At 44.6% G+C, this 25,950-nt stretch carries 25 protein-coding genes; 17 read left to right on the top strand and 8 right to left on the bottom strand.

Annotated features, from left to right (window positions below; genetic code table 11):
* Positions 1–38: 38 nt before the first annotated feature.
* Positions 39–299 (bottom strand): YbyB family protein, encoded by a 261-nt coding sequence (locus BSI_RS03165; RefSeq protein WP_003241409.1) that lies wholly within the window; start codon positions 297–299, stop codon positions 39–41.
* A gap of 268 nt (positions 300–567) precedes the next feature.
* Here BSI_RS03165 and aimA point away from each other — a divergent pair, with 268 nt between their 5' ends.
* Positions 568–2,187: a glutamate/serine transporter AimA gene (gene aimA / locus BSI_RS03170; protein ID WP_032732288.1), complete on the top strand. Its 1,620-nt coding sequence runs from the start codon at positions 568–570 to the stop codon at positions 2,185–2,187.
* Positions 2,188–2,401: 214 nt separating this feature from the next.
* Positions 2,402–4,030, top strand: a complete 1,629-nt coding sequence (locus BSI_RS03175; protein WP_003241407.1) for a Na/Pi cotransporter family protein — start codon at positions 2,402–2,404, stop codon at positions 4,028–4,030.
* A 24-nt stretch (positions 4,031–4,054) separates the two neighbouring features.
* On the opposite strand, the gene BSI_RS03180 is transcribed toward BSI_RS03175, so the two are convergent.
* Both BSI_RS03180 and glpT read right to left on the bottom strand, forming a co-directional pair.
* A complete protein-coding gene (locus tag BSI_RS03180; protein ID WP_003241406.1) occupies positions 4,055–4,945 on the bottom strand; it encodes a glycerophosphodiester phosphodiesterase in 891 nt (296 codons plus the stop codon).
* 98 nt (positions 4,946–5,043) lie between these two features.
* A complete protein-coding gene (glpT, locus tag BSI_RS03185) occupies positions 5,044–6,378 on the bottom strand; it encodes a glycerol-3-phosphate transporter (protein WP_003241404.1) in 1,335 nt (444 codons plus the stop codon).
* Positions 6,379–6,661: 283 nt separating this feature from the next.
* Here glpT and BSI_RS03190 point away from each other — a divergent pair, with 283 nt between their 5' ends.
* The 3 genes from BSI_RS03190 to BSI_RS03200 all read left to right on the top strand — a co-directional run bounded on the left by BSI_RS03190 (position 6,662) and on the right by BSI_RS03200 (position 9,166).
* A complete protein-coding gene (locus tag BSI_RS03190) occupies positions 6,662–6,910 on the top strand; it encodes a YbeF family protein (protein WP_003241403.1) in 249 nt (82 codons plus the stop codon).
* A 91-nt stretch (positions 6,911–7,001) separates the two neighbouring features.
* On the top strand, positions 7,002–7,919 hold the full coding sequence (locus tag BSI_RS03195) for a bifunctional helix-turn-helix transcriptional regulator/GNAT family N-acetyltransferase (protein WP_080030900.1): 918 nt from the start codon (positions 7,002–7,004) through the stop codon (positions 7,917–7,919).
* Positions 7,916–9,166 carry an MFS transporter gene (locus tag BSI_RS03200; RefSeq protein WP_003241399.1) on the top strand — a complete coding sequence of 417 codons (1,251 nt, stop codon included), beginning with the start codon at positions 7,916–7,918 and terminating at the stop codon, positions 9,164–9,166. Before BSI_RS03195 ends, BSI_RS03200 begins: the two co-directional genes overlap by 4 nt.
* Positions 9,167–9,277: 111 nt before the next feature.
* On the opposite strand, the gene BSI_RS03205 is transcribed toward BSI_RS03200, so the two are convergent.
* Both BSI_RS03205 and BSI_RS03210 read right to left on the bottom strand, forming a co-directional pair.
* Positions 9,278–10,222, bottom strand: a complete 945-nt coding sequence (locus tag BSI_RS03205; RefSeq protein WP_003241397.1) for a DMT family transporter — start codon at positions 10,220–10,222, stop codon at positions 9,278–9,280.
* Positions 10,219–11,046, bottom strand: coding sequence for an AraC family ligand binding domain-containing protein (locus BSI_RS03210; protein ID WP_003241396.1), 828 nt, complete (start codon positions 11,044–11,046; stop codon positions 10,219–10,221). Before BSI_RS03210 ends, BSI_RS03205 begins: the two co-directional genes overlap by 4 nt.
* Before the next feature lie 291 nt (positions 11,047–11,337).
* Here BSI_RS03210 and purT point away from each other — a divergent pair, with 291 nt between their 5' ends.
* From purT to trhO, 11 genes are all read left to right on the top strand, one after another.
* The gene (gene purT / locus BSI_RS03215; protein ID WP_003241394.1) at positions 11,338–12,492 is read left to right on the top strand and encodes a phosphoribosylglycinamide formyltransferase 2; all 1,155 of its coding nucleotides are present in this window, start codon (positions 11,338–11,340) and stop codon (positions 12,490–12,492) included.
* A gap of 142 nt (positions 12,493–12,634) precedes the next feature.
* Positions 12,635–13,573, top strand: coding sequence for an extracellular metalloprotease Mpr (gene mpr / locus BSI_RS03220; protein ID WP_003241392.1), 939 nt, complete (start codon positions 12,635–12,637; stop codon positions 13,571–13,573).
* The gene (locus BSI_RS03225; protein WP_003241390.1) at positions 13,536–13,934 is read left to right on the top strand and encodes a YbfJ family protein; all 399 of its coding nucleotides are present in this window, start codon (positions 13,536–13,538) and stop codon (positions 13,932–13,934) included. The genes mpr and BSI_RS03225 overlap by 38 nt, the downstream gene beginning before the upstream one ends.
* Before the next feature lie 173 nt (positions 13,935–14,107).
* Positions 14,108–14,992 carry an enantioselective carboxylesterase CesB gene (gene cesB / locus BSI_RS03230; protein WP_003241388.1) on the top strand — a complete coding sequence of 295 codons (885 nt, stop codon included), beginning with the start codon at positions 14,108–14,110 and terminating at the stop codon, positions 14,990–14,992.
* A 198-nt stretch (positions 14,993–15,190) separates the two neighbouring features.
* On the top strand, positions 15,191–15,724 hold the full coding sequence (gene pssA / locus BSI_RS03235; RefSeq protein WP_019257348.1) for a CDP-diacylglycerol--serine O-phosphatidyltransferase: 534 nt from the start codon (positions 15,191–15,193) through the stop codon (positions 15,722–15,724).
* Positions 15,715–16,203, top strand: a complete 489-nt coding sequence (locus tag BSI_RS03240) for a DedA family protein (protein WP_003241384.1) — start codon at positions 15,715–15,717, stop codon at positions 16,201–16,203. The genes pssA and BSI_RS03240 overlap by 10 nt, the downstream gene beginning before the upstream one ends.
* The gene (locus tag BSI_RS03245) at positions 16,196–16,987 is read left to right on the top strand and encodes a phosphatidylserine decarboxylase (RefSeq protein WP_003241382.1); all 792 of its coding nucleotides are present in this window, start codon (positions 16,196–16,198) and stop codon (positions 16,985–16,987) included. Before BSI_RS03240 ends, BSI_RS03245 begins: the two co-directional genes overlap by 8 nt.
* Positions 16,988–17,041: 54 nt before the next feature.
* A complete protein-coding gene (locus BSI_RS03250) occupies positions 17,042–17,320 on the top strand; it encodes a hypothetical protein (protein WP_003241380.1) in 279 nt (92 codons plus the stop codon).
* Positions 17,321–17,424: 104 nt separating this feature from the next.
* Complete coding sequence (locus BSI_RS03255; RefSeq protein ID WP_003241378.1) at positions 17,425–18,765, top strand: erythromycin esterase family protein; 1,341 nt, start codon at positions 17,425–17,427, stop codon at positions 18,763–18,765.
* Positions 18,766–18,874: 109 nt separating this feature from the next.
* Positions 18,875–19,762, top strand: a complete 888-nt coding sequence (locus BSI_RS03260) for a helix-turn-helix transcriptional regulator (RefSeq protein WP_003241376.1) — start codon at positions 18,875–18,877, stop codon at positions 19,760–19,762.
* A 199-nt stretch (positions 19,763–19,961) separates the two neighbouring features.
* Positions 19,962–20,930, top strand: coding sequence for an oxygen-dependent tRNA uridine(34) hydroxylase TrhO (gene trhO / locus BSI_RS03265; RefSeq protein WP_003241374.1), 969 nt, complete (start codon positions 19,962–19,964; stop codon positions 20,928–20,930).
* A gap of 37 nt (positions 20,931–20,967) precedes the next feature.
* Here trhO and gltP read toward each other — a convergent pair whose 3' ends face one another.
* The 3 genes from gltP to nagB all read right to left on the bottom strand — a co-directional run bounded on the left by gltP (position 20,968) and on the right by nagB (position 25,013).
* Complete coding sequence (gene gltP / locus BSI_RS03270; RefSeq protein ID WP_003241372.1) at positions 20,968–22,212, bottom strand: glutamate-aspartate/proton symporter GltP; 1,245 nt, start codon at positions 22,210–22,212, stop codon at positions 20,968–20,970.
* 144 nt (positions 22,213–22,356) lie between these two features.
* Entirely contained in the window at positions 22,357–24,252 is a 1,896-nt protein-coding gene (gene ptsG / locus BSI_RS03275) for a glucose-specific PTS transporter subunit IIBC (protein ID WP_003241369.1), read from the bottom strand.
* An 11-nt stretch (positions 24,253–24,263) separates the two neighbouring features.
* The gene (gene nagB / locus BSI_RS03280; protein ID WP_003241367.1) at positions 24,264–25,013 is read right to left on the bottom strand and encodes a glucosamine-6-phosphate deaminase; all 750 of its coding nucleotides are present in this window, start codon (positions 25,011–25,013) and stop codon (positions 24,264–24,266) included.
* Between the two features lie 217 nt (positions 25,014–25,230).
* Here nagB and gamR point away from each other — a divergent pair, with 217 nt between their 5' ends.
* Positions 25,231–25,938, top strand: a complete 708-nt coding sequence (gene gamR / locus BSI_RS03285; RefSeq protein WP_003241365.1) for a transcriptional regulator GamR — start codon at positions 25,231–25,233, stop codon at positions 25,936–25,938.
* Positions 25,939–25,950: the final 12 nt, after the last annotated feature.

The raw sequence follows: 25,950 nt of genomic DNA, 5'->3' as shown, positions 1-25,950 counted from the left end.
CAAAAAAGCTCCCTTCTTTATGAAGAGAGCTTTTTTGTTTACTTCTTTTTTTCATCATAGTATTGGACGGGGTACATTGAGCCTTCTGATACCATTTTGTTGTCTTCGATATCTTCTGGGTGCGGGTGTCCTGCTTTATCGACTGGGAACGTGTCCATGTCTGGCTGTTTGGTCATTTTCATTTTCATGCTGTGAATGAATTCTCTTGCCTTTTGGCGATTTGACGGGTCTTTTAATAGATAAGAAGTGATGCCTACGGTTGAAACAGCGAGACCTGAAAGTAACAGCTTTTGTTTCATGGTAATACTCCTTTCTATTGTAAGAGTAGTGTTTCCTGTATCATTCCCGTTTTGCTTATGGCTAAACCTATTGTGTTTTTATTATTAATATTTGAAGTAAATTCCATTTAGAAAGAAACTAATGACTTCATTCCTGTATTGGAAGGTAATATACATTGACTTATTATCATTATTAGCCACAATTCGATAAATATTGACAAAGTGAAGTAATCAGAATAATAATATAATTAGCAAGATAATGTCATCATACATGAAAGGTGTTTACGATATGAATCAATTGCATCGAAGAATGGGAACGTTTTCCCTCATGATGGTCGGGCTCGGATCGATGATCGGTTCAGGCTGGCTGTTTGGGGCTTGGCGTGCGGCCCAAATAGCAGGACCAGCTGCTATTATTTCATGGATTATTGGAATGGTCGTGATTTTATTTATTGCTCTTTCTTACAGTGAATTAGGTTCTATGTTCCCTGAAGCCGGGGGAATGGTAAAATATACGCAATATTCACACGGTTCGTTTATTGGATTTATCGCAGGCTGGGCCAACTGGATTGCGATTGTGTCCGTTATTCCGGTTGAAGCGGTGGCCTCTGTTCAATATATGAGCTCGTGGCCTTGGGAATGGGCGAAATGGACAAGCGGTTTAGTGAAGAATGGAACGCTGACTGGGGAAGGACTCGCATTTGCCTCTGTATTGCTTCTCATTTATTTTCTGCTGAACTATTGGACAGTCAATCTATTTTCCAAAGCGAATTCATTCATTACGATTTTTAAAATTATTATTCCGGGCCTGACGATTGGAGCTTTGCTGTTTGTTGGGTTTCACGGAGAAAACTTTACGGCCGGTCAAAGTATTGCGCCGAATGGCTGGGCGAGTGTGCTGACGGCTGTTGCAACTTCCGGTATCGTCTTTGCATTTAACGGTTTCCAAAGTCCGATCAATATGGCGGGTGAAGCGAAAAATCCGGGAAGATCGATTCCGATTGCGGTTGTTGGCTCCCTAATCGTTGCGACAGTGATTTATGTACTGCTGCAGGTAGCCTTCATCGGAGCGGTGAATCCTTCTGATATCGCTCACGGATGGAGCCATCTGAATTTTAATTCTCCTTTTGCTGATTTGGCGATTGCGCTGAATATTAACTGGCTTGTCATTGTGTTGTATGCGGATGCGTTTGTGTCACCGTCTGGCACAGGGATTACGTATACAGCGACAACGTCCCGCATGATTTACGGAATGGAGAAAAACAAATACATGCCGAGTATATTCGGGAAACTTCATCCGATTTACGGCGTTCCGCGCCAAGCGATGTTTTTTAACTTGATTGTTTCGTTCATCTTTTTGTTCCTGTTCAGAGGGTGGGGCGTGTTAGCGGAAATTATTTCTGTCGCCACGTTAATTTCGTATATCACCGGCCCGATTACAGTAATGACTTTGAGACGGACGGGGAAAGACCTGTACAGGCCTCTTCGTTTAAAAGGCTTAAGCGTGATTGCGCCGCTTGGGTTTATCTTTGCGTCGCTGGTGCTGTATTGGGCACGCTGGCCGTTAACAGGACAGGTTCTGTTTATTATCCTGATCGGTCTTCCAATTTATTTCTATTATCAGGCGAAGGAGAAATGGAAAGGGTTTGGCCAAAACTTTAAGGCCGGCGTCTGGATGGTGTTTTATCTGCTGGTCATGATGATTATATCTTATTTGGGCAGTGATAAATTCGGCGGCCTGAATGTCATTCATTACGGCTGGGATATGGTTCTGATTGCGGTTGTATCACTTGTATTTTATGTGTGGGCGTTGAAGAGCGGCTATCAGACAGAATACTTAAAGGATGCGAAAGAGATTAATTCTCAGCTGTTTAACGGACAGTCAGAAGCTGCTGCTGGAAAAGAATAAATGAAAAAACCTTGCGCCCACAGCGCAAGGTTTTTTTGTGCCGATTTGGTCATCGTCAGGCGCAAAATGTTACACCAATGTAAATGTGATTTGGACTTAAAAGGCCGATTGTTAATTTAGTGTAAATTTGTCCGAGGATTCATTTACAATCATATGAACTTGAAACATAATCGTAGGGAGTTTTGCTGAATATGTCGAGACAGAGGTGAAAGCGTTGGCGATTGATGTACAAACATTACTGTTTGAGTTTCTCGGGGGTCTTGGTATTTTCCTGATTGGGATTAAGTTCATGGGAGACGGACTTCAGAAATCGGCTGGAGATAGATTAAGAAATATTTTAGACCGTTTTACAAGCAATCCACTGATGGGTGTATTGGCAGGGATCATTGTGACGGTTTTGATTCAGAGCAGTTCCGGAACAACGGTTATCACTGTAGGGCTTGTCAGTGCGGGCTTTATGACGCTTCGCCAGGCCATTGGCGTCATTATGGGAGCCAATATTGGAACAACGGTTACTGCGTTTATTATCGGAATTGACATAGGGGCCTATGCATTGCCGATTATTGCTGTCGGCGGATTTTTACTGTTTTTCTTTAAGCATAAAAATGTGCAAAATGCGGGCCAGATTGTGTTTGGGTTCGGAGCATTGTTTTATGGGCTGGAGCTAATGAGCGGCGGCATGAAACCGCTCCGTTCACTTGAGGCCTTTCATGATTTAACTGTTAGTATGAGCACCAATCCGGTTCTGGGTGTTGTCATTGGGACTTTGTTTACGGTTCTCGTGCAAAGTTCCAGTGCCACGATTGGTATCCTGCAAGGTTTATTTTCAGATGGGCTGATTGATATTAACGGCGCGCTGCCGGTGTTATTCGGGGATAATATCGGGACGACGATCACAGCGGTGCTTGCGTCTCTTGGCGCATCTGTTGCAGCGAGACGTGCCGCGGCTACTCATGTGCTGTTTAACCTTATCGGAACAGCGATTTTCCTGATTTTGCTTAAACCGTTTACCGCACTAATCTTATCGCTTCAGACTTCGATGGGGCTTGATCCGAAGATGACGATTGCTTTCGCACACGGAATCTTTAATACAACCAATACGATTATACAGCTTCCTTTTGTCGGGTTATTGGCTTTGATCGTAACAAAGCTGATTCCGGGCAAGGATTCAATGGTGGAATACAAGTCACACCTTGATCCGATTTTTATCGAGCAATCTCCATCTATTGCTCTCGGACAAGCAAAAGAAGAAGTGCTGCAAATGGGGAACTTTGCGGTGCAGGGGCTGGAGGTTACAAAACAGTTTTTAGTGACAAAACAGACAAAATACGCGGCGAATGCTTATCAGATAGAGGATGCGGTTAACAATCTTGACCGGAAAATTACCGATTATTTGATCGAGCTTTCTTCAAGTTCTCTCTCAGAGCACGAGTCTGAGGAGCATCATATGCTGATGGACACCGTCAGAGACATTGAAAGAATCGGCGACCACTTCGAAAATGTGATTGAACTGATTGAATATCAGCAGGCGCATCGTGTGGTTATCACTGAATCTGCCATGGCGGATTTAACGGAAATGATGGATTTGACGATTTCTACTGTGAAGGCGTCTATGGAAGCATTGCGCCACAATGATGTGAAGATAGCTGAACAAGTCATTGAAAAAGAAGATGATATTGACAAAATGGAACGGAAGCTTCGCAAAAAGCATATTATCCGTCTGAATGAAGGGCTGTGCACTGGACAAGCAGGCATCGTCTTTGTTGATATGATCAGCAACCTGGAGCGTATCGGAGATCATGCGGTGAATATTGCTGAAGCGGTTATTGGTGAAAATCAATAAGAAAAAGCTTAGAATCCTAGGATTCTAAGCTTTTTTGTAGTCTTTTTTAACGTGCTGGAAGACATCAGGGTAATTTGTGAACACTCCTGTCACTCCCCAGTCAAGCAGGCGGCGCATATCTGCTTCTGTATTGACTGTGTAAGGGTGAAGCAGTAGGCCGTGGCTGCGGATCATGCTGACGTTTTCAGCATTCAGTGCTTTATAATCCGGACCCGCACCGACAGCGTATGTTTTGATTTCTTCCAGGTCAGCATCTGTCATTGACGCCATTTGTTTGGCTTCCAGCAATTGAACAGTTGGCAGGTTTGGCTGTAATTGATGGATTTTTACCAGACTTTCTTTGCTGAACGATTGAATGATTACTTGGCCGGGCTTAGCATGTTTGCCTAGTAATTTATGTTTCTGTAAAGAAGCGATCAGTTTTTCTTCCATGCCTGGGTAGGTGTCAGGCGATTTTGTTTCAATGTAGTAGTTCGCGTGTTTTCCGAAACGGTTTAATACTTCATCTAATGTAGGAACTTTAAGGCCGGCGTACTTCGGCTTTGCTTTTTCCGGATAGGCTTCATTAAACCAAGAACCGGCATCAAGTTTCTTAATGTCCGCAAGCGTATGGTCTTTCACCCAGCCCGTTCCGTTTGTGGTGCGGTCCAGTTTTTCATCATGCATGACAATCAATTTGCCGTCTTTTGTCATTTGTAGATCCAGTTCAATATAGTCTGCTTTCATTTTCTGAGCGGTTTCGTAAGACAGGATCGTGTGCTCAGGCACATATCCGGAAGCCCCTCTGTGCGCAACCGTCAGGATACGGTCAGGTGACAGCAGGTTTCCTTTTGACGCTGCCGACACTGGTGTTACCATAAATGAGAGTAAGCCCAGCGACAGAAGAACCAGGGCCAGTATTCTATTTTTTTGCATGATTTCTCCTCCTTATAGATAGGCAGTACCTGTCTTTCATATTAAAAAACAGATGTAAACGGCGTGTTGGAAAACTATTAATCTTTTATGTTTCTTTCTTAAACGTGCTCAGCCCGTTTTCCTGTATTCCACGTCATAGCTAAAAAGACGATAGCAAGAATGCAGGAAGAGATCAGCATAATAAAGCCGCCGTTCCAATCAAACCGGTCAACGACAAAGCCCATAATGGCGTTTGCGAAAGCAGATCCGCCGATGTATCCGAAAAATCCGGTCAAACCGGCTGCAGTTCCGGCTGCTTTTTTAGGCGCGAGATCAATCGCTTGCAGGCCGATCAGCATAACAGGTCCGTAGATTAAGAAGCCGATGCTGATCAGGGCGATGTTGTCTACCAGCGGATTGCCGGCCGGATTCAGCCAGTACACCAATACGGCAATGAAAACGCCCGCCATAAACAAAACGCCTGCCGGTGCCCGTCGGCTTTTGAAGAATCGGTCACTGATCCATCCGCACAAGATGGTTCCCGGTATGCCGGCGTATTCGTAAAGAAAATACGACCAGCGCGAGTCTTCAGGAGAAAAGCCTTTGGCTTCTGTTAAGTAAGTAGGCGCCCAGTCAACCACGCCGTACCGCACGAAATAAACAAATACATTGGCAAACGCGATGTACCAAAGAAATTTATTGTTCAGTACATATTGAAAAAGAATTTCTTTTGTTGTTAATTCTTTTTCCTGATTTTTAAAAGCGTGTTTTGGATAGTCATTCCGATACTCTTCAATTGGCGGAAGTCCGCAAGATTGAGGCGTATCGCGCACCAATAAAACAATCAAAAATGAAATGATAATGGCAATGATGGCAGGGAAGAAAAACACGCTTTTCCAAGTCACGAACATCGCGATGCCAAGAGTGACAAGCGGTGCGAGAATTCCGCCGCCTATGTTATGGGCGACATTCCAGATCGACATTTTGGTGCCGCGTTCACTAATGGAAAACCAATGGGCCATCGTCCTTCCGCATGGCGGCCAGCCCATTCCTTGAAACCATCCGTTGATAAACATAAAGATAAACATGATGGTGACGCTCGAAGTCACCCAAGGCATTGAAACGAAAAGGATATTAACAATTGCTGATAAAAATAAGCCTGTCGCAAGAAAATACCTTGGGTTACAGCGATCAGACACCATGCCCATAATAAATTTGCTGAAACCGTACGCAATCGACACAGCGGCCAGCACTAAGCCCAGTTCTGTTTTTGAAAACCCCTGTTCCTGCAGATAAGGAATGGCAAAGGCAAAGTTTTTCCGCAGCAGGTAGTAGCCTGCGTAGCCGATGAAAATACCAATGAATACTTGCAGCCTTAGTCTTTTATAAGCCGCATCCGTCTTTGAATCATCCAGTCTCTCAATATGAGGAGCCGGTTTAAATATATGAAACATCAAAATCATCCTCCTTTGCTGTATGTGCTGGATGTGTGGTGTGCCTCCTTTCTGAAAAATAAAAAGAGCCAGAAAACACCCCTTGTTAAAAAGGGGATTGATTCCTGGCTCTCCTCATCTCCATCCAAGCTATTAACTTATCGTGATAGCGCTTTCTTAAATTATCATAGTCCGGAGTGATTGTAAACGGGTAATTTTCTAATTGGATTTTAAAATTCTTCTTACTTATTGCGGTTATGTTTTTTTGCAGGCAGCATAAAAATTTGGAGGGAGGCTGTTGCAGGTGGATGAATTAGATATTGCATTCGGTATTTTACCGTTAGGGATTATATTGATATCGGTTGCCGGGACTTGTGTTTGTAAAAACGTGTATCTCATGCCAATGCTTAGTCTGCTCATTTCGTTAGTGCTCACTTTTACCATTTTTAACGAATCATTTTTAGGGTGGGTTGTTGTCTATAGCTTGGTTTCGCTGGCTTTATCCTATATCACATTGATTGTGATCAGGAAAAGAAAAGCTTCAGGAAAATGAAAATGCCCCACTTTCTAACATATCGTTGACTATGGCAACTATATTTGATTATAATTGACTTAATCAACGATATAAGAAAGTGGGGATGAGTTTGAAAACCAGCGAATCAACTGTCGGATTAAAATTCAGAAAGTTCAATCGATTCTACACGAATGTTCTTGGCTTCCTTAATGAGCACATTTACGACAGCCCGTTTTCCTTAACAGAAACAAGGATTTTATTTGAAATTTATAATACGCCTCATTGTACCGCAAAAGCCCTTCAGGATAAGCTTGGGCTTGACCGGGGATATGTCAGCAGGATTTTGAAACAGTTTGAAAAAGAAGATTTGATCTATAAACAAAGGAGCAAAGATGACGCCCGCCACCATTATATTTATGTCACGGAAACGGGGAAAACGATTTATAAAAAGCTGGAGGAGAAAGCCAACGAACAAGTGGAACTGATGCTGAATGAAATTGACCAAAAGGACCAGCACAAGCTTGCGGAAGCGATGGCAGAAATTGAAGCGATCCTTTCACAGTCGCTTTCTTCCAGAACGCCAGACATATCGATTAGAGATTATTTTCTTTCGGATGATCTTCAGCTTCTCATCGAAAAACAGAGACACTTTTATGCGGAGGCTCATGGCTGGGACGACACGTTTTTAGCTTATCTTCATGAGACATTTGATGCGGAAATCGAAAACATATGGATCGCGGAAAGCGGCGGGAAATTTGCCGGATGTGTCGGGTTGGTCAAACATGATGAACAGACAGTGCAGCTCAGATGGTTCCTCGTTGATGCCGCTTTTCGAGGCAGAGGGCTCGGCACTCAATTGATGGAGCATCTACTTGCATACTGCCGAGACATGAAGTTTGAACGCATTTTCCTTTGGACGGTGAGCACCATGGCTGAGGCTCGTCCGCTCTACGAAAAATTTGGATTCAGGGTAAGTGAAGTGAAAAAAGAAGCGCCATTATGGGGACAGCGTCTGACAGAAGAACGGTGGGATCTGGAGCTGTCATGAAAAGACTGCACTATGCTTGGATCATCGTTTCCGTCACCTTTTTGATCTTATTGGCCGTTCAGGGCGTGCGTCTGTCGTTTGGTGCATTTGTGGAGCCATGGGAACGGCAGTTTTCAATGGATAGAGGCACCATCTCGCTGATTTCTACGCTGAGTTTTATTGTTTATGGCATATCACAGCCTGTGATCGGGCGGCTTGTGGACAAATGGGGTGCTCGGGCAGTTTTGTCATGGAGTGCGTTACTGACAGGAGTCAGCATTTTCTTAACATACTTTGTCACTTCGCCTTGGCAGCTGTTTCTGCTTTATGGGCTGGGTGTCTCGCTTGGCGTTGGCGGAGCGTCGAATGTGGCCGCAAGTGTATTAGTCGTCAATTGGTTCAGCAAAAAGCGGGGACTAGCCTTTGGGATCATGGAAGCAGGCTTTGGGGCGGGGCAGATGCTTCTTGTTCCTGGCTCACTCATGCTGATCCATTGGTTTAGCTGGAAGCTGACGGTTGTAGTGTTGGGGTTGTTGTTAATGGTGATTGTCTTTCCGGCTGCACTGCTGCTGCGGAACAATCCTTCAGAAAAGAATGCAGAGCCAATAGGCGGGCTGGCTGAAGCGGAAAAAGAAACAGCACCCAAAACAACAGCTCTTTCAGTGACCGGGATGTTTCGCATGAGACAATTCTGGTTTTTGATTTTGCCGTTTTTGATTTGCGGATTTACGACCGTTGGGCTGATGGATACCCATTTGATTCCGTTTTCTCATGATCACGGCTTTTCAACGACAGTCACAAGTGCAGCTGTCAGTCTGCTCGCCGGCTTTAATATCGCTGGAATCTTACTGTCCGGAATTGTTGCTGATCGGTGGAGCAGCCGGAAAATCCTGTGCTTTTTATATGCGGTGCGCGCGCTGTCGATCGTGATTCTGATTTACAGCCACGAGCCCTACTTGCTGTTAGCCTTTGCCATTTTGTTTGGATTAGTGGACTTCGCAACGGTAGCACCGACTCAGATGCTCGCCACCCAGTACTTTCAAAACTACTCGATCGGCCTCATGATCGGCTGGCTGTCACTCGCCCATCAAATCGGCTCGGCACTCGGCGCATATGTGCCCGGCGTCATCTATACTGTAACGGGTGAGTATACACTGGCTTTTTATTTGTCGATTGGGATGCTCGTGCTGGCGAGCGTGATGAATGCGATGCTGAGGGAGCCCGCGTCGGTCATACGTGACAGTGCGGCTGTTGTGGAGAAGGGATAAAGAGAAGGAGCATCTCTGGTTTTGTATTATTCAGAGATGCCTTTTTGTATTTTTTCTTATACTAAGGTGGATTATACCGTGCTAAGCTGGCGGATCTTTGTTGAAGGTCATTTATTTCTTGTGATGACTGATATAAGCATCTTTTTTAAATCCGTTCTCCATCAGCTTCGCCTTCGGTTTCAGCTCTGAAATGTAGAGGCCTAAAAGTGTAAGCGCACCTCCCAGAAGAGCGATCCAGGTCATGTTTTCGTGCAGGAACAGGATGGAAGCGGCGATTGTGATGACCGGGACCATGTAAATATACGCGCTGGATTTGACGGCGCCGAGCACGCCGACTGAGTAATTCCATGTGGCGAAACACAGGGCGGAAGCACCGATGCCGAGGAAGAGCATATTGAGTACATTTGAAGCGGATGAAAATCGGCTCAGGTCAAAATGGAAGTCGAACAAAAATAAAGCGGGAACCATAAACAACAAACCGTACAAAAACACTCTCTGTGTCAGCTCGATGATGTGATAATCGTACGCGCTTAATTTTTTCATGAAAATCGAGTAGCCTCCAAACACGAGAGCGGCACCGACTGCCATGATGTCTCCGAACGGATTCAGACGCAGTACGACATTGCCGTTGAACGTAATCAATAAAAGCCCGATCAGTGCTGCCCCAAATCCAATGAAAAAAGTCAGCCGCAATTTTTCGCCTTCAAGCAGAAAGTGAGCCAGTACAGCAGTAATCATCGGGATAATGGACACAATCATGCCGACATTTGAAGCGTATGTATACGTAAGGGCTATATTTTCTAATAAAAAGTAAAGTGTTACGCCAAATAAACCTGCCCCGGCAAATAACAGCTCCTTCCGCCAGTTTTTGAATGGAATCATTTTGGGACGTACGAGAATAAGAGCAATAAAGCCCATCAAAAACCGGTAAAATAATATTTCCATTGGCGTAAAATCAGCCAGCAGCACCTTTGTCGAAATAAAGGTCGTCCCCCAAATCAGAATGGTCACAATGGCTGCGGTATGCCCGGCCGTTTCTCTTTGTGTGATGCTCATCTTTGAAGCTCCTTTTCAAAAATCTTCATGTATTGCTTCGGCGTCAGCCCCACCTGCCGTTTGAAAAACTTCGTCATATGGCTTTGATCGCTGAATCCTGTCTGAAATGCCGCATCGATCGGTCTTACCCCTTGTTCAAGGAGTTTTTTCGCTTGATTAATCCGGATTGTCTCCAGGTAGCTATTAGGCGTAATTCCTTTTTGTTTTGTAAATGAACGCAATAAATGATATTTGCTCCAGCCTGTTAATTCACTCAAATCATTGAGCGTAACGTTCTCAGCGTAATGTTTTTCTAGAAATCCGCAAACCATTTTGACTTCGTCGGATGGTTCCGGAATGCTGTTGAGGAACGTGACGTCTGAATAACGGCGGATCAGCTCTTCCAGCAAATGAAGAAACAGCTCCTCCTTGCGCAAAGCCTGCTTTTTCTCGGAAATCAGAATGTGCAATTCCTGCAGGCTGGATGTCAGCTCGTGGCGGAATAACACATGCTGGGAGAAATAAGGGAGATGCCCGGCGCCCGTAATCTCTTCGACCGCCTTCTCCATGACATCGGGCATCACATTGATACACCGATAATCAAGCGTCCGCCCGTCAATCTGCTCACAGCTATGCGTGTCACGGGGGTTAAAGAGGAGAAGATCACCTGGATTGATGATATATTCTTGATCTTGGCAGGCCAGATACCGCTGTCCTTTTTCAATAAAGCCAATCACATAATAATCGTGGAAGTGGTTCGGGAATTTTTGCATAATCCCCTTGAAGCGGTAGGCTTCTATATGAAGATGCGGGTCAAGTTGCAGTGTTCGGGTTTCGTTTTGCATGGGATGCCTCCTGTCGGTGTGGTGGTCTTGGGTTAAGTGTAGCATGATTTTTGGGGATTTCTTGTATGATGTTGCTGTTTGGAATAGAGAAAGCAGACCCGTTATTGGTCTGCTTTCGATTAAGAATGCAAAGATTTTTATTCTTCAATAATAACTTTATCTGCACAACATTTGTGAATATTTTTTGCTCAAGATACAAATTAAGGCCGTTATTATTTTGTCTTTTTAATAAAAATTTATTTTTCGAATATTTCAGTTATAATGGTTGGGAAACAGATAGGAGGGGCAAAGATGTATCAATCAAAGAAGGTTTTATTGTTAGGTTCAGGTGAGTTAGGAAAAGAGGTAGTGATTGAAGCCCAGCGTCTTGGGGTACAGACGGTGGCGGTTGACAGTTACGAGCATGCTCCGGCGATGCAGGTCGCGCATAACAGCTATGTCGTTGATATGCTGGACCGCGAACAGATCAGAACCATTATTGAGAAAGAAAAGCCGGATTTGATTGTGCCTGAGGTTGAGGCCATCGCGACGGATGAATTGCTGAAGCTTGAAGAGGAAGGGTTTCACGTCATCCCGAATGCGCGTGCGGCGAAGCTGACGATGGACCGTGAAGGCATCAGACGGCTAGCGGCGGAAACGCTCGGACTTGCGACCGCTGGCTATGAATTCGCGAATACATATGAGGAATTTGTACAAGCGGCAGCTCAGATCGGCTTCCCTTGTGTCGTTAAACCATTGATGAGTTCTTCTGGAAAAGGGCAAAGCGTGTGCCGCTCTGAAACAGATTTAGAGAGCTGCTGGGAGACGGCGATGGAAGGCGGACGGGTGAAAAACGGCCGCGTGATCGTTGAGGAGTTTATTCCATTCGAATCAGAAATTACGCTCTTAACCGTACGTGCGGTAAACGGCACGACATTTTGTGAGCCGATCGGTCATGTGCAAAAGGACGGAGATTATATCGAATCATGGCAGCCTCATCATATGACAGAGCAGCAAATGGAAGAAGCGAAGCATATTGCGAAAGCCATTACAGATGAGCTTGGCGGATACGGCCTGTTTGGCGTTGAGCTGTTCCTTGCGAAAGATAAGGTGTATTTCAGTGAGGTATCACCTCGTCCGCATGATACGGGCCTTGTCACGCTGGTGACGCAAAATTTGTCAGAATTTGCGCTGCATGTTCGTGCGATTCTCGGCTTTCCGATTACAGAAATCACACAGCTTTCTCCTGGCGCCAGCCGGCCCCTCAAAGCACCGGAAGAATCAGTGGATTACACTGTTGAAGGACTGGAAAACGCACTGGCAGTTCCGAAGACACAAGTTCGCGTATTTGGTAAGCCGATAACGAAAGCCGGACGCCGTATGGCGGTTGCGCTTTCTGCGGCTGATACAGCTGAAACAGCGAGAGAGAACGCAAAGAAGGCATTGGATCAGCTATTTATAAAATAAAATTTGAGCGGGCCTTGTCTTGGACAAGGCCTGTTTTTTTCATCCTCCATAAAAGTTTTATCATAAGAATCAGAAACCTGATTATAATGTAAAAGTCTTCCATCAATAAGGGTGGTTGACACAAAAGGAGGGAGATGACAAAATGAAATTAGTTTCAACATTCAGAAAAAAACGCTTCGCTTACTTAACGGTTTTGTGCTTGGCTTTGGCAGCGGCGGTATCTTTCGGAGTACCGGCAAAAGCGGCAGAGAACCCGCAAACTTCTGTTTCAAACACCGGTAAAGAAGCTGATGTCAAGAAAAACCAAACGTCAAAAGCAGAACAGGTTTCCGCCCCTTATGAGGGAACTGGGAAAACAAGTAAATCGCTATACGGCCAAACGGAACTGGAAAAAAACATTAAAACCTTACAGCCTTCAAGTATCATCGGAACCGATGAACGCACTAGAATCTCCAGTACTACATCTTTTCCTTACAGAGCAACTGTTCAACTGTCAATCAAGTATCCCAACACCTCAAGCACTTATGGATGTACCGGATTTTTAGTCAATCCGAATACAGTCGTAACGGCTGGACATTGTGTGTACAGCCAGGATCACGGATGGGCTTCGTCGATAACCGCCGCGCCGGGACGCAATGATTCGTCATATCCATACGGAACTTATTCTGGCACGATGTTTTACTCCGTCAAAGGATGGACGGAAAGCAAAAACACCAATTATGATTACGGAGCTGTTAAATTAAACGGTTCTCCTGGAAACACGGTTGGCTGGTACGGCTATCGGACAACAAACAGCAGCAGTCCCGTGGGCCTTTCCTCGTCAGTGACAGGATTCCCGTGTGACAAGACATTTGGCACGATGTGGTCTGATACAAAGCCGATTCGTTCCGCTGAAACGTATAAGCTGACCTATACAACTGATACGTACGGCTGCCAAAGCGGCTCGCCAGTTTATCGAAACTACAGTGATACAGGGCAGACAGCTATTGCGATTCACACGAACGGGGGATCGTCATATAACTTGGGAACAAGGGTGACGAACGATGTATTCAACAATATTCAATATTGGGCAAATCAATAAATACAGCAAACTAGCCATTTTCATATCTATTTTGTTTTTATGCGGATGCAGTTCACAGACGCATTCTGCTCAGAAAGAAACGGCTATTCCTGTCACACTTCATGTGGAGGATGCCAAGGGGCTGCCGATCGAAGGGGTTCAAGTGACGATCGTTAAAGCACCGGCCTCAGACCAGGAGCCGAGTACAGAGATTGGCGAGATACTCGGTAAAACAGACAAAAACGGAGACATCAAATGGGACACCGGCAAAAAAGGTGACTACTCCGTCGCATTGACGAAGGGTGAAAAATCAGTAACCCATCACATCTCATTAACAGAGGATAAAAAAGATAAGGTTATTCCTTTAGTTTTCAAAGAATAGGCGGTTTTCCTGATTTTAAGGGAAATTGCCTTTTTTTTATTTTCACAGGAAGCCAAGCTATATACTGGAAATTTATAATATGAGATAATGAGAAATAGGCATTTTTTCTTACGAGACAAAAGGGGCATTATCCTTTATTTTATATCAATCAAACCCGGAGGAAAAAGAAGAAGATGACACAAGATTCGATGCAGCTTGCCGCGGCAGAAAGCGGCCTTCGCTTTTACCAGGCATATGATCAAAGCCTTTCTTTGTGGCCGATTGGGTCGGAAGCATTCTATGTTTCTACTCGTTTTGGAAAAACACATATCATTGCAAGTGGGCCAAAGGACGCACCGTCGCTCGTTTTGCTTCACGGAGGGCTCTTCAGCTCTGCTATGTGGTATCCGAATATTGCGGCGTGGAGCAGTCATTATCGTACATATGCGGTCGATATAATAGGAGACAAAAATAAAAGTATACCATCAGCTCCTTTGGATAACAGAGTTGATTGCGCAGTCTGGCTGAAAGACGTTCTTGATTCGCTCGGACTTCAGACGGCACATCTGGCCGGCCTTTCGCTTGGCGGGTCCCATATCGTGAATTTCTTGCTTCAAGCGCCTGAAAGAGTAGAGCGGGCAGTTGTTATGAGTCCTGCTGAAGCGTTTATATCATTTCATCCGGATGTCTATAAATACGCTGCGGGGCTTACAGGGGCAAGGGGGGCTGAGGCATATATCAAGTGGATCACGGATAGCCGTTATGATCTGCATCCTCTGCTGCAAAAACAAATTGTGGCGGGTGTGGATTGGCAGGATGAACAAAGAAGCCTGAAGCCGACAGAAAATGGCTTTCCATATGTGTTCACAGACCGGGAATTGAAATCGATTGCGGTCCCGCTACTGCTGATGTTCGGGGAGCACGAGGTCATGTACCATCAGCAAATGGCTTTAGAACGGGCTTCGGTATTGGTGCCGGGAATTCAGGCAGAAATTGTGAAGAACGCCGGACATCTGTTATCTCTGGAGCAGGCAGAGTACGTCAATCAACGTGTCTTGTCCTTTTTAAGCGAGGAATAAAATTGTCAGAAACATGAAAAGAATGGCATTCATTGTTCAAAAGGTAACAAATGTTGTATAATAATAGAATTTGAGTGCTGCTTTTTTGGGGGCATTCTATGTTATTATGCTTAATAGAGAAAATTTTTCCTGTAACGCTATTCGATCCATATCGTCGAATGATATAGATGGTTTTACAATTGGAGGTTTGGTTACACTGTGAATTATATCCCCTGTATGATTACAATAGGAAATTTTACTTGCGGACTGCTGGCGATTCATTCCTTGTTATATCACAACATTCACTCAGCAGTGCTTTTCATTTTTACCGGCATGTTTCTTGATTTCTTTGACGGAATGGCTGCACGTAAGCTGAATGCCGTTTCTGATATGGGAAAAGAACTGGATTCATTTGCAGATCTCGTTACGTTTGGCGTGGCTCCTTCTATGCTTGCTTACAGTGTCGCATTGTACGCCCTTCCATTTATCGGGATCTTATGCGCATTGACGTACAGCATTTGCGGAATGCTTCGCCTCTCTAAATTTAACACTGAGCAAAGCAAGCTTCCGACCTTTATCGGAATGCCGATTCCATTTGCGGGTATGTGTCTCGTTATTCTAAGCTTCGTCTATAACCCGATCCTGCTGGCAATCGGGACTTGCGGACTTTCATATTTAATGGTGAGTAAAATCAAATTTCCTCACTTTAAAAAACATGCGGCAGAAAACCTGGAGTCCGAGAGATGGAATTAGTTCAGCAGCTCATAGCGGATTACGGTTATCTCGCTATTTTTTTGATGCTGGTTTTGGGGATCGTTGGGTTGCCGATTCCAGATGAAGTGATGATGACCGTCGTCGGTTACTTCACACATACTGACGTGCTGAATTATGAGCTTTCAATATTGATCAGCTTTTTCGGGGCTTTGTTAGGTATGCTGATCAGCTACATGATTGGCAGAAAAGCCGGGCGCCCGTTTATCGACAAGTACGGCAAGTGGGTTGGATTGAAGGAAAAGAGAATGATGAAAGTGGAAAAATGGATGAAGAAATACGGTCCATATTCTCTTATTTTAGGTTATTTTATTCCCGGCGTCAGACATGTGACATGCTACTTTTCGGGAATCGGCAAAATGGAGCTGAAAACGTATATTGTGTTTGCGGCAATCGGCGCCTTTTTATGGTGCTTTATTTTTATTACAATCGGAAGGGTTATAGGGATTATTCATGTTTAATACGGCTGTAAAGATTCTGTATCGATCATTGATAGAGCTGACGAATCATCGTCTGTCATCCTATCTGATTAAAGGATTTTGCGAGTCTAAAATCAGCAAACCGGTCATTCCGCTTTTCTCAAAACATTTTCGGCTAAATTGGGATGATGTAAATGGTACGGCCGCTGATTACAGTTCGCTGTCCGAATTGTTCATTCGACATATTAATCTGGAGCGGCGCCCGGTGTCAAAAGAGGCTCATGCGGTAGTCAGCCCTGTTGACGGGGTGGTTCAGACAGTGGGGAAAATCAACCCGAATCAAACCTTTACGGTAAAGGGAAAAGATTACTCATTCGCTGAGCTGACCGGCTGTAAAAGCGCAGACCATCAATACAACGGCGGGTACTTTGTCGTTCTGTATTTAAGCCCGCGGCATTATCACCGTTTCCATTCCCCGATCAGCTGCAGGTATCAAAAGCTGGCCGAGCTTGGAAATCGCTCATACCCGGTCAATCAATTAGGGCTGAAATACGGAAAAGATGTCTTGTCGAAAAATTACCGGTTTGTGTACGAGCTGAATGGCGGCGGCCGAAGTGTCCTGATGATTCCTGTCGGTGCGATGAATATTAATTCTATCGTGCAGACGAGTACACGGGACGAGCTGGAGATCGGCGAGGAGCTGGGATACTTTTCGTTCGGCTCAACCGTCATTTTGATTTTTGAAAAAGACGCGTTCCAGCCTTCCGCCAATTTAACAGAAGGCCAAGAAGTCCAAGTCGGAGAACTGATAGGTTACGAAGAGTAAAAAGAGGAGCTCGCATAAACGCAGCGCCTCTTTTTTTGAAGAAAGGTGAAACTCATGGAGAAACAAATCATCAGCTGGATCACAGATTATCAGAACACCGGAGACGAAGCCGTCCTGAGACAACTGCGGGAAGCGTGCTGGCCAATCGTTGAAGCGGTTCTGCAAGAGAAGGCAACAGATGAAGAGCAAGCGAGTGATTTGCGTGAGAAAGGAATCGAGCGGTTTCCGTTCATCATCAGCAAATACCAAGCCGATGTGCAGCTTCCGGTTGAGACATTCTTACGAAATACGTATCGGTTTTACTTTCATCAAGTGATGAGAGGATCGAGATAAAGCTTCTTTCAGTAGAGAAGCTTTTTTTGTTGGTCAATATAGGAAACTTTTTCTATATCTATCTCGTAACTACTAGAGAACCCAGAAGAAAAGGAGAGATAGAATTGAAACGAATGATAATGAAAATGGCTCTGCCGCTGCTGATTGTCTGTTTGGTGTTTTCTTCTTTTTCAGCCTCAGCCCGTGCTGCTTCTGAAGAAAAACATTGGGAACGCTGGATTGAACGACATGCACATCCACTGGATTCTTCCGATGCCTCAAACAAAGACCTTCGCTTTCTCAAGAAGGTGCTGAAAGGAAAACGAATCGTTCAGTTAGGAGAAACCACACATGGCGCTGGCGAAATCAATGTAACAAAGGTCCGCATGATCAAATACCTCCACGAAGAACTGGGATACGATGTATTGGCCTTTGAGTCTGGCTTTCCCGATACAAATGCATCCTACCTTAATATGGACCAACTAACCTCTAAAAACACGATGAAAAACTCCATTTACGCTGTTTGGCACACAGAAGATGTCGTTGAACTGTTTGATTACATGAAAGAGCAAAAAGAGAAAGGCGATCCGCTTATCCTTACGGGATTTGATATTCAAAGCATGAGGAATTCATTCAATGATGCTGCAAATCAATGGGTAAAAGCGGTGGACCCTGAAAAAGCAGAGCTGCTCTCCCAATCAGAAAATGACTTTTCTAAATTGGTGACAGACAGCAACACGTTTGATGAATTTATGCAAAAGAAGGAAAAGCTTGTGAAAAACTATAAGGGGCTGATTAAGTTCGCTGAAACACATGCTTCAGAGCTAAAAGCCCACCTTCCGAAAGAGCCGAAAGCTTATGAGATGTTTATGCATTCCCTTCAGCTGAGAATTAACGTAATGGAAACGTATATGCTGGAAGAAATGAAAGAAAAACTAGAGGATTATCCGGAGAATATTGAGGATTTTTCATTCTTTATGAGAGACCGCATGATGGCTGAACAATTTCAGTGGGTTGCGGAAACCCTTTATCCCAAAAAGAAAATCATTGTCTGGGGCCACAACTACCATCTTCGTAAACAGAATACCAAAATGATAAAGGACTGGGTACAGCTAAACGGCCCTAACATGGGTGATTATTTGCCGGAGCGGCTGAAAAAACAAACATATACGATTGGCATTTATGCTTACTCAGGTGCGAGTCTGGATAGTTCAGATAATAAGACCGTTATGCCGGTCACAAGCCCGCCGCCATCTGGAAGTCTCGAAGCCTTGCTGAAAGCTGCGAACCATCCAGCTGTCTTTGTTGATTTTCTCCATACAAAAAACAAGAAAGGCACTTCGTGGATGTACACCCCCCGGACAGCACTCTATTGGGGGGACAAAGAAGAGCAGATGATCCTGAAGGAACAATATGACGGTGTCATTTGGCTGGAGCATATCACGCCATCTGCCATTATCAAGTGAGCAGTGTCCCCCTGTGGTATAACAGGGGGTTTTTACATATCGCAAAAATAATCAAAACATATAAGCCGTGATCCATTATTCTAAAACAGAAAGGAGATTGAAGCGTGCAATGTATTATGAAAAAGCTGTCCAGAAAACGATCGATTGGATTGAATCACATTTACATGAGCAAATATCAAATGAGGATATTGTAAACGTTTCAGGCTTTTCAAAATTCCATTTTCATCGGATTTTTCAAAAAGAAGTCGGCATGTCAGTTGCTTCTTATATTCGGTTAAGACGTCTTGCGAATGCAGCGGCAGCTTTGCTTTATACAGATCTTCGTATTATTGATATTGCTTTGTATTATCAGTTTGAATCTCAAGAAGCATTTACGAGGACGTTCAAAAAGCTGTATCACATGCCGCCTGGCGCATATCGAACATTTATGAAGCGTTTCACTTCAAAAAAGGAGGAATCTTACATGGAGAAAAAAATGAAGGGGTGGGTATTGAGCGGGAGCCATCCGTTCCAATTCGAAATGGGAGTTGACCGGGAAAATGTACATCAGGGAAAAGCTTCAGGATATTTAAAGTCAACGATGGTGCAGGATATCGGTGAATTTGCGACGATGATGCAGCAATTCAAAGCAGATCGCTATCTAGGAAAAAGGCTTCGTCTATCAAGTTTTATCAAAACAAAAGGAGTGCAGCATTTTGCCTCACTTTGGATGCGGGTTGACAGTGCTGCTGATGATGTTCTCCAATTTGATAATATGAGCAACAGACCTATTACCGGAACAACCAATTGGAATCATTATGCTGTCGTTTTAGATGTCCCTGAAAATAGCGCTGTGATATCTTTTGGTGTCCAATTATCTGGGCCGGGTCAGGTGTGGATGGATCATGTTGTTTTTGAAGAGGTAGATGAGAGCGTTCCTTCAACAAACCTTGAAATGCCGGGAGAACTTTTAGATGAACCGGTAAATTTATCTTTTGAAGAGGAACTACAAAAATAGTTTTCAGACAACTACTTTTATTAGTAAGTTAATGGAAAATACTATTTGTTATTAATAAACCCTTGTGCCGCGTGGGTTTGTAAGAGCTTGGATATTTTTATCAGTCTGTGCGGATATGTTCATCTTTGCGGCATTTTCCTGTATGATATAGTAAGAGTGTGCATAGCAACTAACTATAATTGAACAGGGTGTTTAAATCATGGAAAAACAATACAGAGTATTACTTTACTATAAATATGTTCCGATTGAAGATCCAGAGGCGTTTAGAGAGCAGCATCTGGCTTTTTGTAAGGAGCTTGGTTTGTTAGGCCGTATCCTTGTTTCTTCTGAAGGAATTAACGGTACGGTATCAGGTACGGTTGAGCAGACTGAAAAATATATGCAAACAATGAAAGCTGACCCTCGCTTTGCAGATATGGTATTTAAAATTGATGAAGAAGAAGAGCATGCGTTCAAAAAAATCTTCGTCCGTCATAAAAAAGAGCTTGTGACGCTTCGTCTTGAAGATGATGTGGATCCGAATGAAACAACAGGGCAGCATTTGAAGCCTGCAGAATTTTATGAGAAAATGCAGGATCCAAACACCATTGTACTCGACGCACGTAACGATTACGAGTATGATCTTGGCCATTTCAGAGGCGCTGTCCGTCCTGACATTGAAGCCTTCCGTGAATTGCCTGAGTGGATTGAGGAAAACAAAGACATGCTTGAAGGCAAACAGATTTTAACGTACTGCACGGGCGGCGTGCGCTGTGAAAAATTTTCAGGATGGCTGATGAAGCAAGGCTTTGAAGATGTATCACAGCTTGACGGCGGAATCGTAACATACGGAAAAGATCCTGAGGTGCAAGGCAAGCTTTGGGACGGCCAGTGCTACGTTTTCGATGAAAGAATCAGCGTGCCTGTCAACCGTGTCGAGCATGTGATTGTCGGAAAAGACTACTTTACAGGTGAACCGTGTGAGCGTTATGTGAACTGTGCAAATCCATCTTGCAACAAGAAAATGATATGCACACCGGAAAATGAGTATAAATATATGCGCAGCTGCAGCCACGAATGCCGCACGAACCCAAGAAACCTGTATGTTCAAGAGCATAATATGACAGAAGAAGAAGTGAACGCAAGACTGGCAGTGATTGAAAAAGAAGAACACGCTGCTGCTGAATAATAGAAAGAACACCTCGGGAATGAGGTGTTCTTTTTTTCTACACGCTTTCGGTTTTTCCGTTTGCGGATACCCATTCTTTTTGGCGGAAGGACTTCTCCCATTTCGACACCACGATGCAGGCCACCGCATGTCCCGGTACGTTCACGCCAGTTCTCGCCATGTCCATGACGCGGTCAACGCCCGCTATAATGGCAACGCCTTCTGCCGGCAGCCCTACAGCATTGGCAGTCGCCAGAAGAACAACAAGCGAGCCTGACGGAACAGCTGCAATGCCTTTACTGGTCATCACAAGCACTAGCATCATGAGCAGCTGCTGGGACAATGTCATGTCTACATGAAAGGCCTGCGCCAGAAAAATACAGGAAACCGATAAGTATAAGCTGGAGCCGTCACAGTTCAGTGACAAGCCGGAGGGGACGACAAATGATACCACTCGTTTCGGGCAGCCGTATTTCTCCATTCTGTCCATCAGCTGAGGAAGAATGGTTTCGGTGCTGGTGGTGGAAAATGCAATTAAAAACAGATCCCATATCATTTTTAATACTTCGAAATACTTAATCTGAAAGATGAGACCGACAAGCGGAAAGAGGACAAAGAGGATCAGGAACAGACCAAGGAATACCGTGCCGACCAGCTTAAACATAGGGAGGAGAAGTTCAATGCCATATTGGCCTACAGAGGCTGCCATCAGGGCAAGCACACCGATAGGAGCAGTCACCATGACGATTTGCGTGAGTTTGAACATAATTTGAGCGACAGATTCAAAGAAATTCATCACTGGTTCAGAGGCTTTGCCAATGCCAGCCGCTGCAACACCGAACAAAATAGCAAAGAATATAACGGCAAGCAAATCATTTCTGGCCATGACATCAATAATGTTTGTAGGGATAATATCGAGGATCATTTGTTTGAAATCAACAACTTTGTCTGTGTAGCCGGAAAGTTCATTGATATCTTTTTTCGCCAAATGGGAGAGGTCAAGTCCGACACCCGGTTTTAAGACATTCGCTAATAGGAGTCCGAGCGCCAATACCAACGTGGTAATCACTTCAAACCAAATGATCGTCTTGATGCCGAGACTGCCCATTTTTTTCATGCTTCCGCTTCCTGCCGCTCCGATGACAATGGTAGAGAATACAATCGGCACGACAATCATTTTAATTAAGCGGATAAATCCGTCTCCGACAGGTCTCAGTGCCATCCCGAAATCAGGAAAAAAGTGGCCGATCACTGCGCCGATTGCCAAAGCAATTAAAATTTGAAATGCGATAAATTTTTTCAAATGAATCCCCCTTTAGAATGATAAGATTTAGGCATATTCATATCATTCGTGAATCAATTGCAAACACCTTTTTTCAAATTATTTTATTTTGACAGCGCTTTCATTATGTTGGCGAAAAAGTCCCCCGCAGCAGGGGGGACTTTTTTACTTCATGTGGATGTGCTTCATCTCTTCTTCAGATGCATTTGTGAAAATAACCGGTGTTACAGCCGAAGCGGCATGCTGCTTGATGTAATCGAGTTCAAATGTGAGAAGCAGTTCGCCTTGTTTGACGGCTTGTCCGCTCGTGATATGAGCTTCAAAGCCTTCTCCATTCAACTTGACGGTATCAATGCCGACATGAATCAGGATTTCGGTGCCGCCGGCGCTCATAAAGCCGATGGCGTGCTTCGTTGGAAAAATGGAGACAACTTCGCCATCTGCAGGGGCAACGACTTTTCCTTCTGATGGGTCAATCGCAAAGCCCTCGCCCATCATTTTTTCTGAAAAGACTTGATCAGGCACGTCTGTCAGAGAGACCGTTTCTCCTTTAACCGGATAAATAAAAGTCTCTTCGGAAGCGTGCTTCTGCTGCTTGTCAGGCTCTGTATCCAGTGCGGCGGCGGTGTCCGGGACGCCTCCGGCCATGATCGTTTTGATGTCGTCTTTTAAAGCATCGGATTTTGTTCCGAATATCGCCTGGAAGTTGTTATTGACTTCCAGCACACCTACGGCGCCAAGCCGTTTTAATTCGTCCTTGCTGACTTGGCTCGGCTGATGAACGGTCACGCGAAGCCTTGTAATACACGCATCCAGGTTGGCGATATTTTGCTGTCCGCCCAAGGCCTTCAGCACATGAAAGGCAAGCTGGTCTTTTGCGACAGGAGCTTTTGCCTCAGTCTGATCGGCTTCATCTGTTTCACGGCCGGGTGTTTTCAAGTTCCATTTCAAAATCGCAAATCGGAACAAATAATAATAAATGAATGCAAACACGATCCCGACAGGAATGACAACCCAGCCGTTTGTCGACAGTCCGTAGTTCAAGACGTAGTCAATTCCGCCGCCTGAGAATGTATAGCCGTGGCGAACATGGAATAAATCACAAACGACAAAGATGACGCCGGCGAGAATAGAGTTAATCAAATAGAGCACGGGCGCAACGAACAAGAAAGAAAACTCAACCGGCTCTGTAATGCCTGTCAGCAAAGATGTGAGCGCCGCAGAAATCATAACGCCGGAGATCATTTTTTTCTTTTCCGGACGCGCTGTATGAATAATGGCAAGAGCAACTGCCGGCAGACAGAAAATCATGTAAGGGAAATCCCCCATCATAAAGCGCCCAGCTGTCGGGTCTCCCGCGAAAAACCTTGTCAGGTCGCCGGTTACGGTATTGCCTGTTGACGGGTCTGTGTATTCTCCCATCATAAAGTAGAAAGGTGTATAAAAAATATGATGCAGGCCAAAAGGAATCAGCAAACGATAGATCGTTGCATAAAAGAACAGGCCGATCGTTGAATCGGCAATTAAACTGCTGGCTGCGTTAATTCCGTTTTGGATCAGCGGCCAAACAAATGAGAAAATCACGCCGATTACCAATGAACTGATGGAAGTAATAATCGGGACAAACCGTTTTCCTGAGAAAAATCCAAGGACCGGATGCAGCTCGATTGATGAAAAACGCTTATATAAATATGCGGCAAGAAGCCCGATGATGATTCCTCCGAATACCCCCATATCAATCAGGTGCTCGGCTCCTTCATACGGAGGCTGAAGGCCGAGCAATTTTCCCATGTTGTCGAGGGTGACGGTTAAAATTAAGTATCCGATAACAGCGGCAAGTCCGGCTACACCTTCGCCGCCGGCTAAACCGATCGCGACCCCCACGGCGAAAATCAGCGGCAGGTTGTCGAATACAACGCCGCCCGCATCCTTTATAATAGGGATGTTCAGTAAATCCTTGTCACCGAAACGGAGCAAAAGACCGGCTGCCGGGAGGACGGCAACCGGAGTCATCAACGCGCGGCCAAGCTGCTGCAGAATTTGAAATGCCTTTTTAAACATGACAGTCTCCTTTATAAGTATGATGCTTTCTTTAGTTTTTGAGCTGCTTTTTGATCGGCGATAACGGTTACATGATTGTGTTTTTGAAGAATTGAGGCCGGTACATCTGTCGTGACAGGGCCTTCAGCCATCTTTTGAATGGCGTCTGCTTTTTCCTCGCCACTCGCTAAAAGCACAATTTGTTTACTGAATTCCATGATGGTTTTAATGCCCATTGAAATCGCAAGTCTCGGCACCAGGACAGGATCGCCGCCGAAGAATCTGGCATTTGCCTGTATTGTGCTTTCTGACAGCTTAACGATTCGTGTCCGATCCTCAAAATCAGATCTAGGTTCATTAAAACCGATATGGCCATTGGCGCCGATGCCGAGGATTTGAACATCAATGCCTCCCGCCTGACGGATGAGATCCTCGTATACCATGCATTCAGCCTCAAGCTGCGGATTGTCTCCTTGCGGGATATGGATATGATCAGGCTGCATATTGATATGCTGAAAAAGATGCTCGTGCATAAAATGGTTATAACTTTGCGGATGAGATGGAGAGAGACCTGCGTATTCATCCAAATTAAATGTAGTAACCTTTGAAAAGTCGATTTCGCCTGCTTGATAGTCTGAAATCAGCTGCTTGTACAAGCCGACCGGCGTGCTTCCTGTTGCCAGGCCGAGTACGGCATCTTTCTTAGCCTGTACATGTTCTTTAATAATGTTAGCGCTTAACTTACAGAGTTCTTCATAGTGATTGGCGATAAGAATCTTCATGTGACACCCCCTCAAAGAGATAGACAAGCATCATATTTGTTATGATCAATTTATGACAGTTGTCATTACGAATTTAGCACCGCTATTATCAAACTGTCAATATTAATTTCTGAAAATTTGTTATAAAAGAAGGATACAAATCTTTCATATTTAGAAGGCAAGTGATATTATGGTCTCAATCAAAAAGAACGGTTGCATACAGAATGGGGAGAATGAAATGACAGCTTTATATTCTGTTATCAAGTTTAAAATCATTGAATTAATTAAGTCGGGCAAATATCAGGCGAATGATCAGCTGCCGACGGAGAGCGAGTTTTGCGAGCAATATGATGTCAGCAGAACAACTGTGAGACTGGCCCTGCAGCAGCTTGAGCTTGAGGGATATATTAAACGGATTCAAGGAAAAGGAACTTTTGTTTCGGCGGCAAAAATACAAACGCCGATTCCGCACAAGATTACGAGCTTTGCAGAACAAATGAGAGGCCTGCGTTCTGAATCAAAAGTGCTTGAACTCGTGGTGATCCCTGCTGATCACTCCATTGCCGAGCTTTTGAAAATGAAAGAGAATGAACCTGTCAACAAGCTTGTCAGAGTCAGATACGCCGAGGGGGAGCCTTTGCAGTATCACACCTCATATATTCCTTGGAAAGCGGCACCGGGGCTGGCGCAGGAAGAGTGCACCGGCTCGCTGTTTGAACTGTTAAGGACAAAATACAATATTGAAATCAGCAGGGGCACGGAATCGATCGAGCCGATTTTAACGGATGAAACGATCAGCGGCCACTTGTTAACCAATGTCGGAGCGCCTGCGTTTTTATCAGAATCCCTCACCTATGATAAAAATGAAGATGTGGTGGAATATGCGCAAATTATTACGCGGGGAGACCGAACGAAATTCACCGTTGAACAGTCATATCATTCATAAAGCAATGTGTTT

It is taken from the genome of Bacillus inaquosorum KCTC 13429, assembly GCF_000332645.1.
Lineage (GTDB): Bacteria > Bacillota > Bacilli > Bacillales > Bacillaceae > Bacillus > Bacillus inaquosorum.
Note: the sequence above shows the minus strand (reverse complement) of the source record. Positions and strands in the feature narration are given on the sequence as shown.

Coding starts and splice junctions, on each gene's coding strand:
- BSI_RS03240 (WP_003241384.1), top strand. CDS start 15,715: ATGGAATTAGTTCAGCAGCTCATAGCGGATTACGGTTATCTCGCTATT.
- BSI_RS03250 (WP_003241380.1), top strand. CDS start 17,042: ATGGAGAAACAAATCATCAGCTGGATCACAGATTATCAGAACACCGGA.
- trhO (WP_003241374.1), top strand. CDS start 19,962: ATGGAAAAACAATACAGAGTATTACTTTACTATAAATATGTTCCGATT.
- BSI_RS03200 (WP_003241399.1), top strand. CDS start 7,916: ATGAAAAGACTGCACTATGCTTGGATCATCGTTTCCGTCACCTTTTTG.
- nagB (WP_003241367.1), bottom strand. CDS start 25,013: ATGAAGATTCTTATCGCCAATCACTATGAAGAACTCTGTAAGTTAAGC.
- mpr (WP_003241392.1), top strand. CDS start 12,635: ATGAAATTAGTTTCAACATTCAGAAAAAAACGCTTCGCTTACTTAACG.
- BSI_RS03210 (WP_003241396.1), bottom strand. CDS start 11,046: ATGCAAAACGAAACCCGAACACTGCAACTTGACCCGCATCTTCATATA.
- ptsG (WP_003241369.1), bottom strand. CDS start 24,252: ATGTTTAAAAAGGCATTTCAAATTCTGCAGCAGCTTGGCCGCGCGTTG.
- BSI_RS03260 (WP_003241376.1), top strand. CDS start 18,875: ATGTATTATGAAAAAGCTGTCCAGAAAACGATCGATTGGATTGAATCA.
- BSI_RS03245 (WP_003241382.1), top strand. CDS start 16,196: ATGTTTAATACGGCTGTAAAGATTCTGTATCGATCATTGATAGAGCTG.
- BSI_RS03165 (WP_003241409.1), bottom strand. CDS start 299: ATGAAACAAAAGCTGTTACTTTCAGGTCTCGCTGTTTCAACCGTAGGC.
- aimA (WP_032732288.1), top strand. CDS start 568: ATGAATCAATTGCATCGAAGAATGGGAACGTTTTCCCTCATGATGGTC.
- BSI_RS03205 (WP_003241397.1), bottom strand. CDS start 10,222: ATGAGCATCACACAAAGAGAAACGGCCGGGCATACCGCAGCCATTGTG.
- gamR (WP_003241365.1), top strand. CDS start 25,231: ATGACAGCTTTATATTCTGTTATCAAGTTTAAAATCATTGAATTAATT.
- purT (WP_003241394.1), top strand. CDS start 11,338: ATGTATCAATCAAAGAAGGTTTTATTGTTAGGTTCAGGTGAGTTAGGA.
- BSI_RS03180 (WP_003241406.1), bottom strand. CDS start 4,945: ATGCAAAAAAATAGAATACTGGCCCTGGTTCTTCTGTCGCTGGGCTTA.
- cesB (WP_003241388.1), top strand. CDS start 14,108: ATGACACAAGATTCGATGCAGCTTGCCGCGGCAGAAAGCGGCCTTCGC.
- BSI_RS03225 (WP_003241390.1), top strand. CDS start 13,536: ATGTATTCAACAATATTCAATATTGGGCAAATCAATAAATACAGCAAA.
- glpT (WP_003241404.1), bottom strand. CDS start 6,378: ATGTTTCATATATTTAAACCGGCTCCTCATATTGAGAGACTGGATGAT.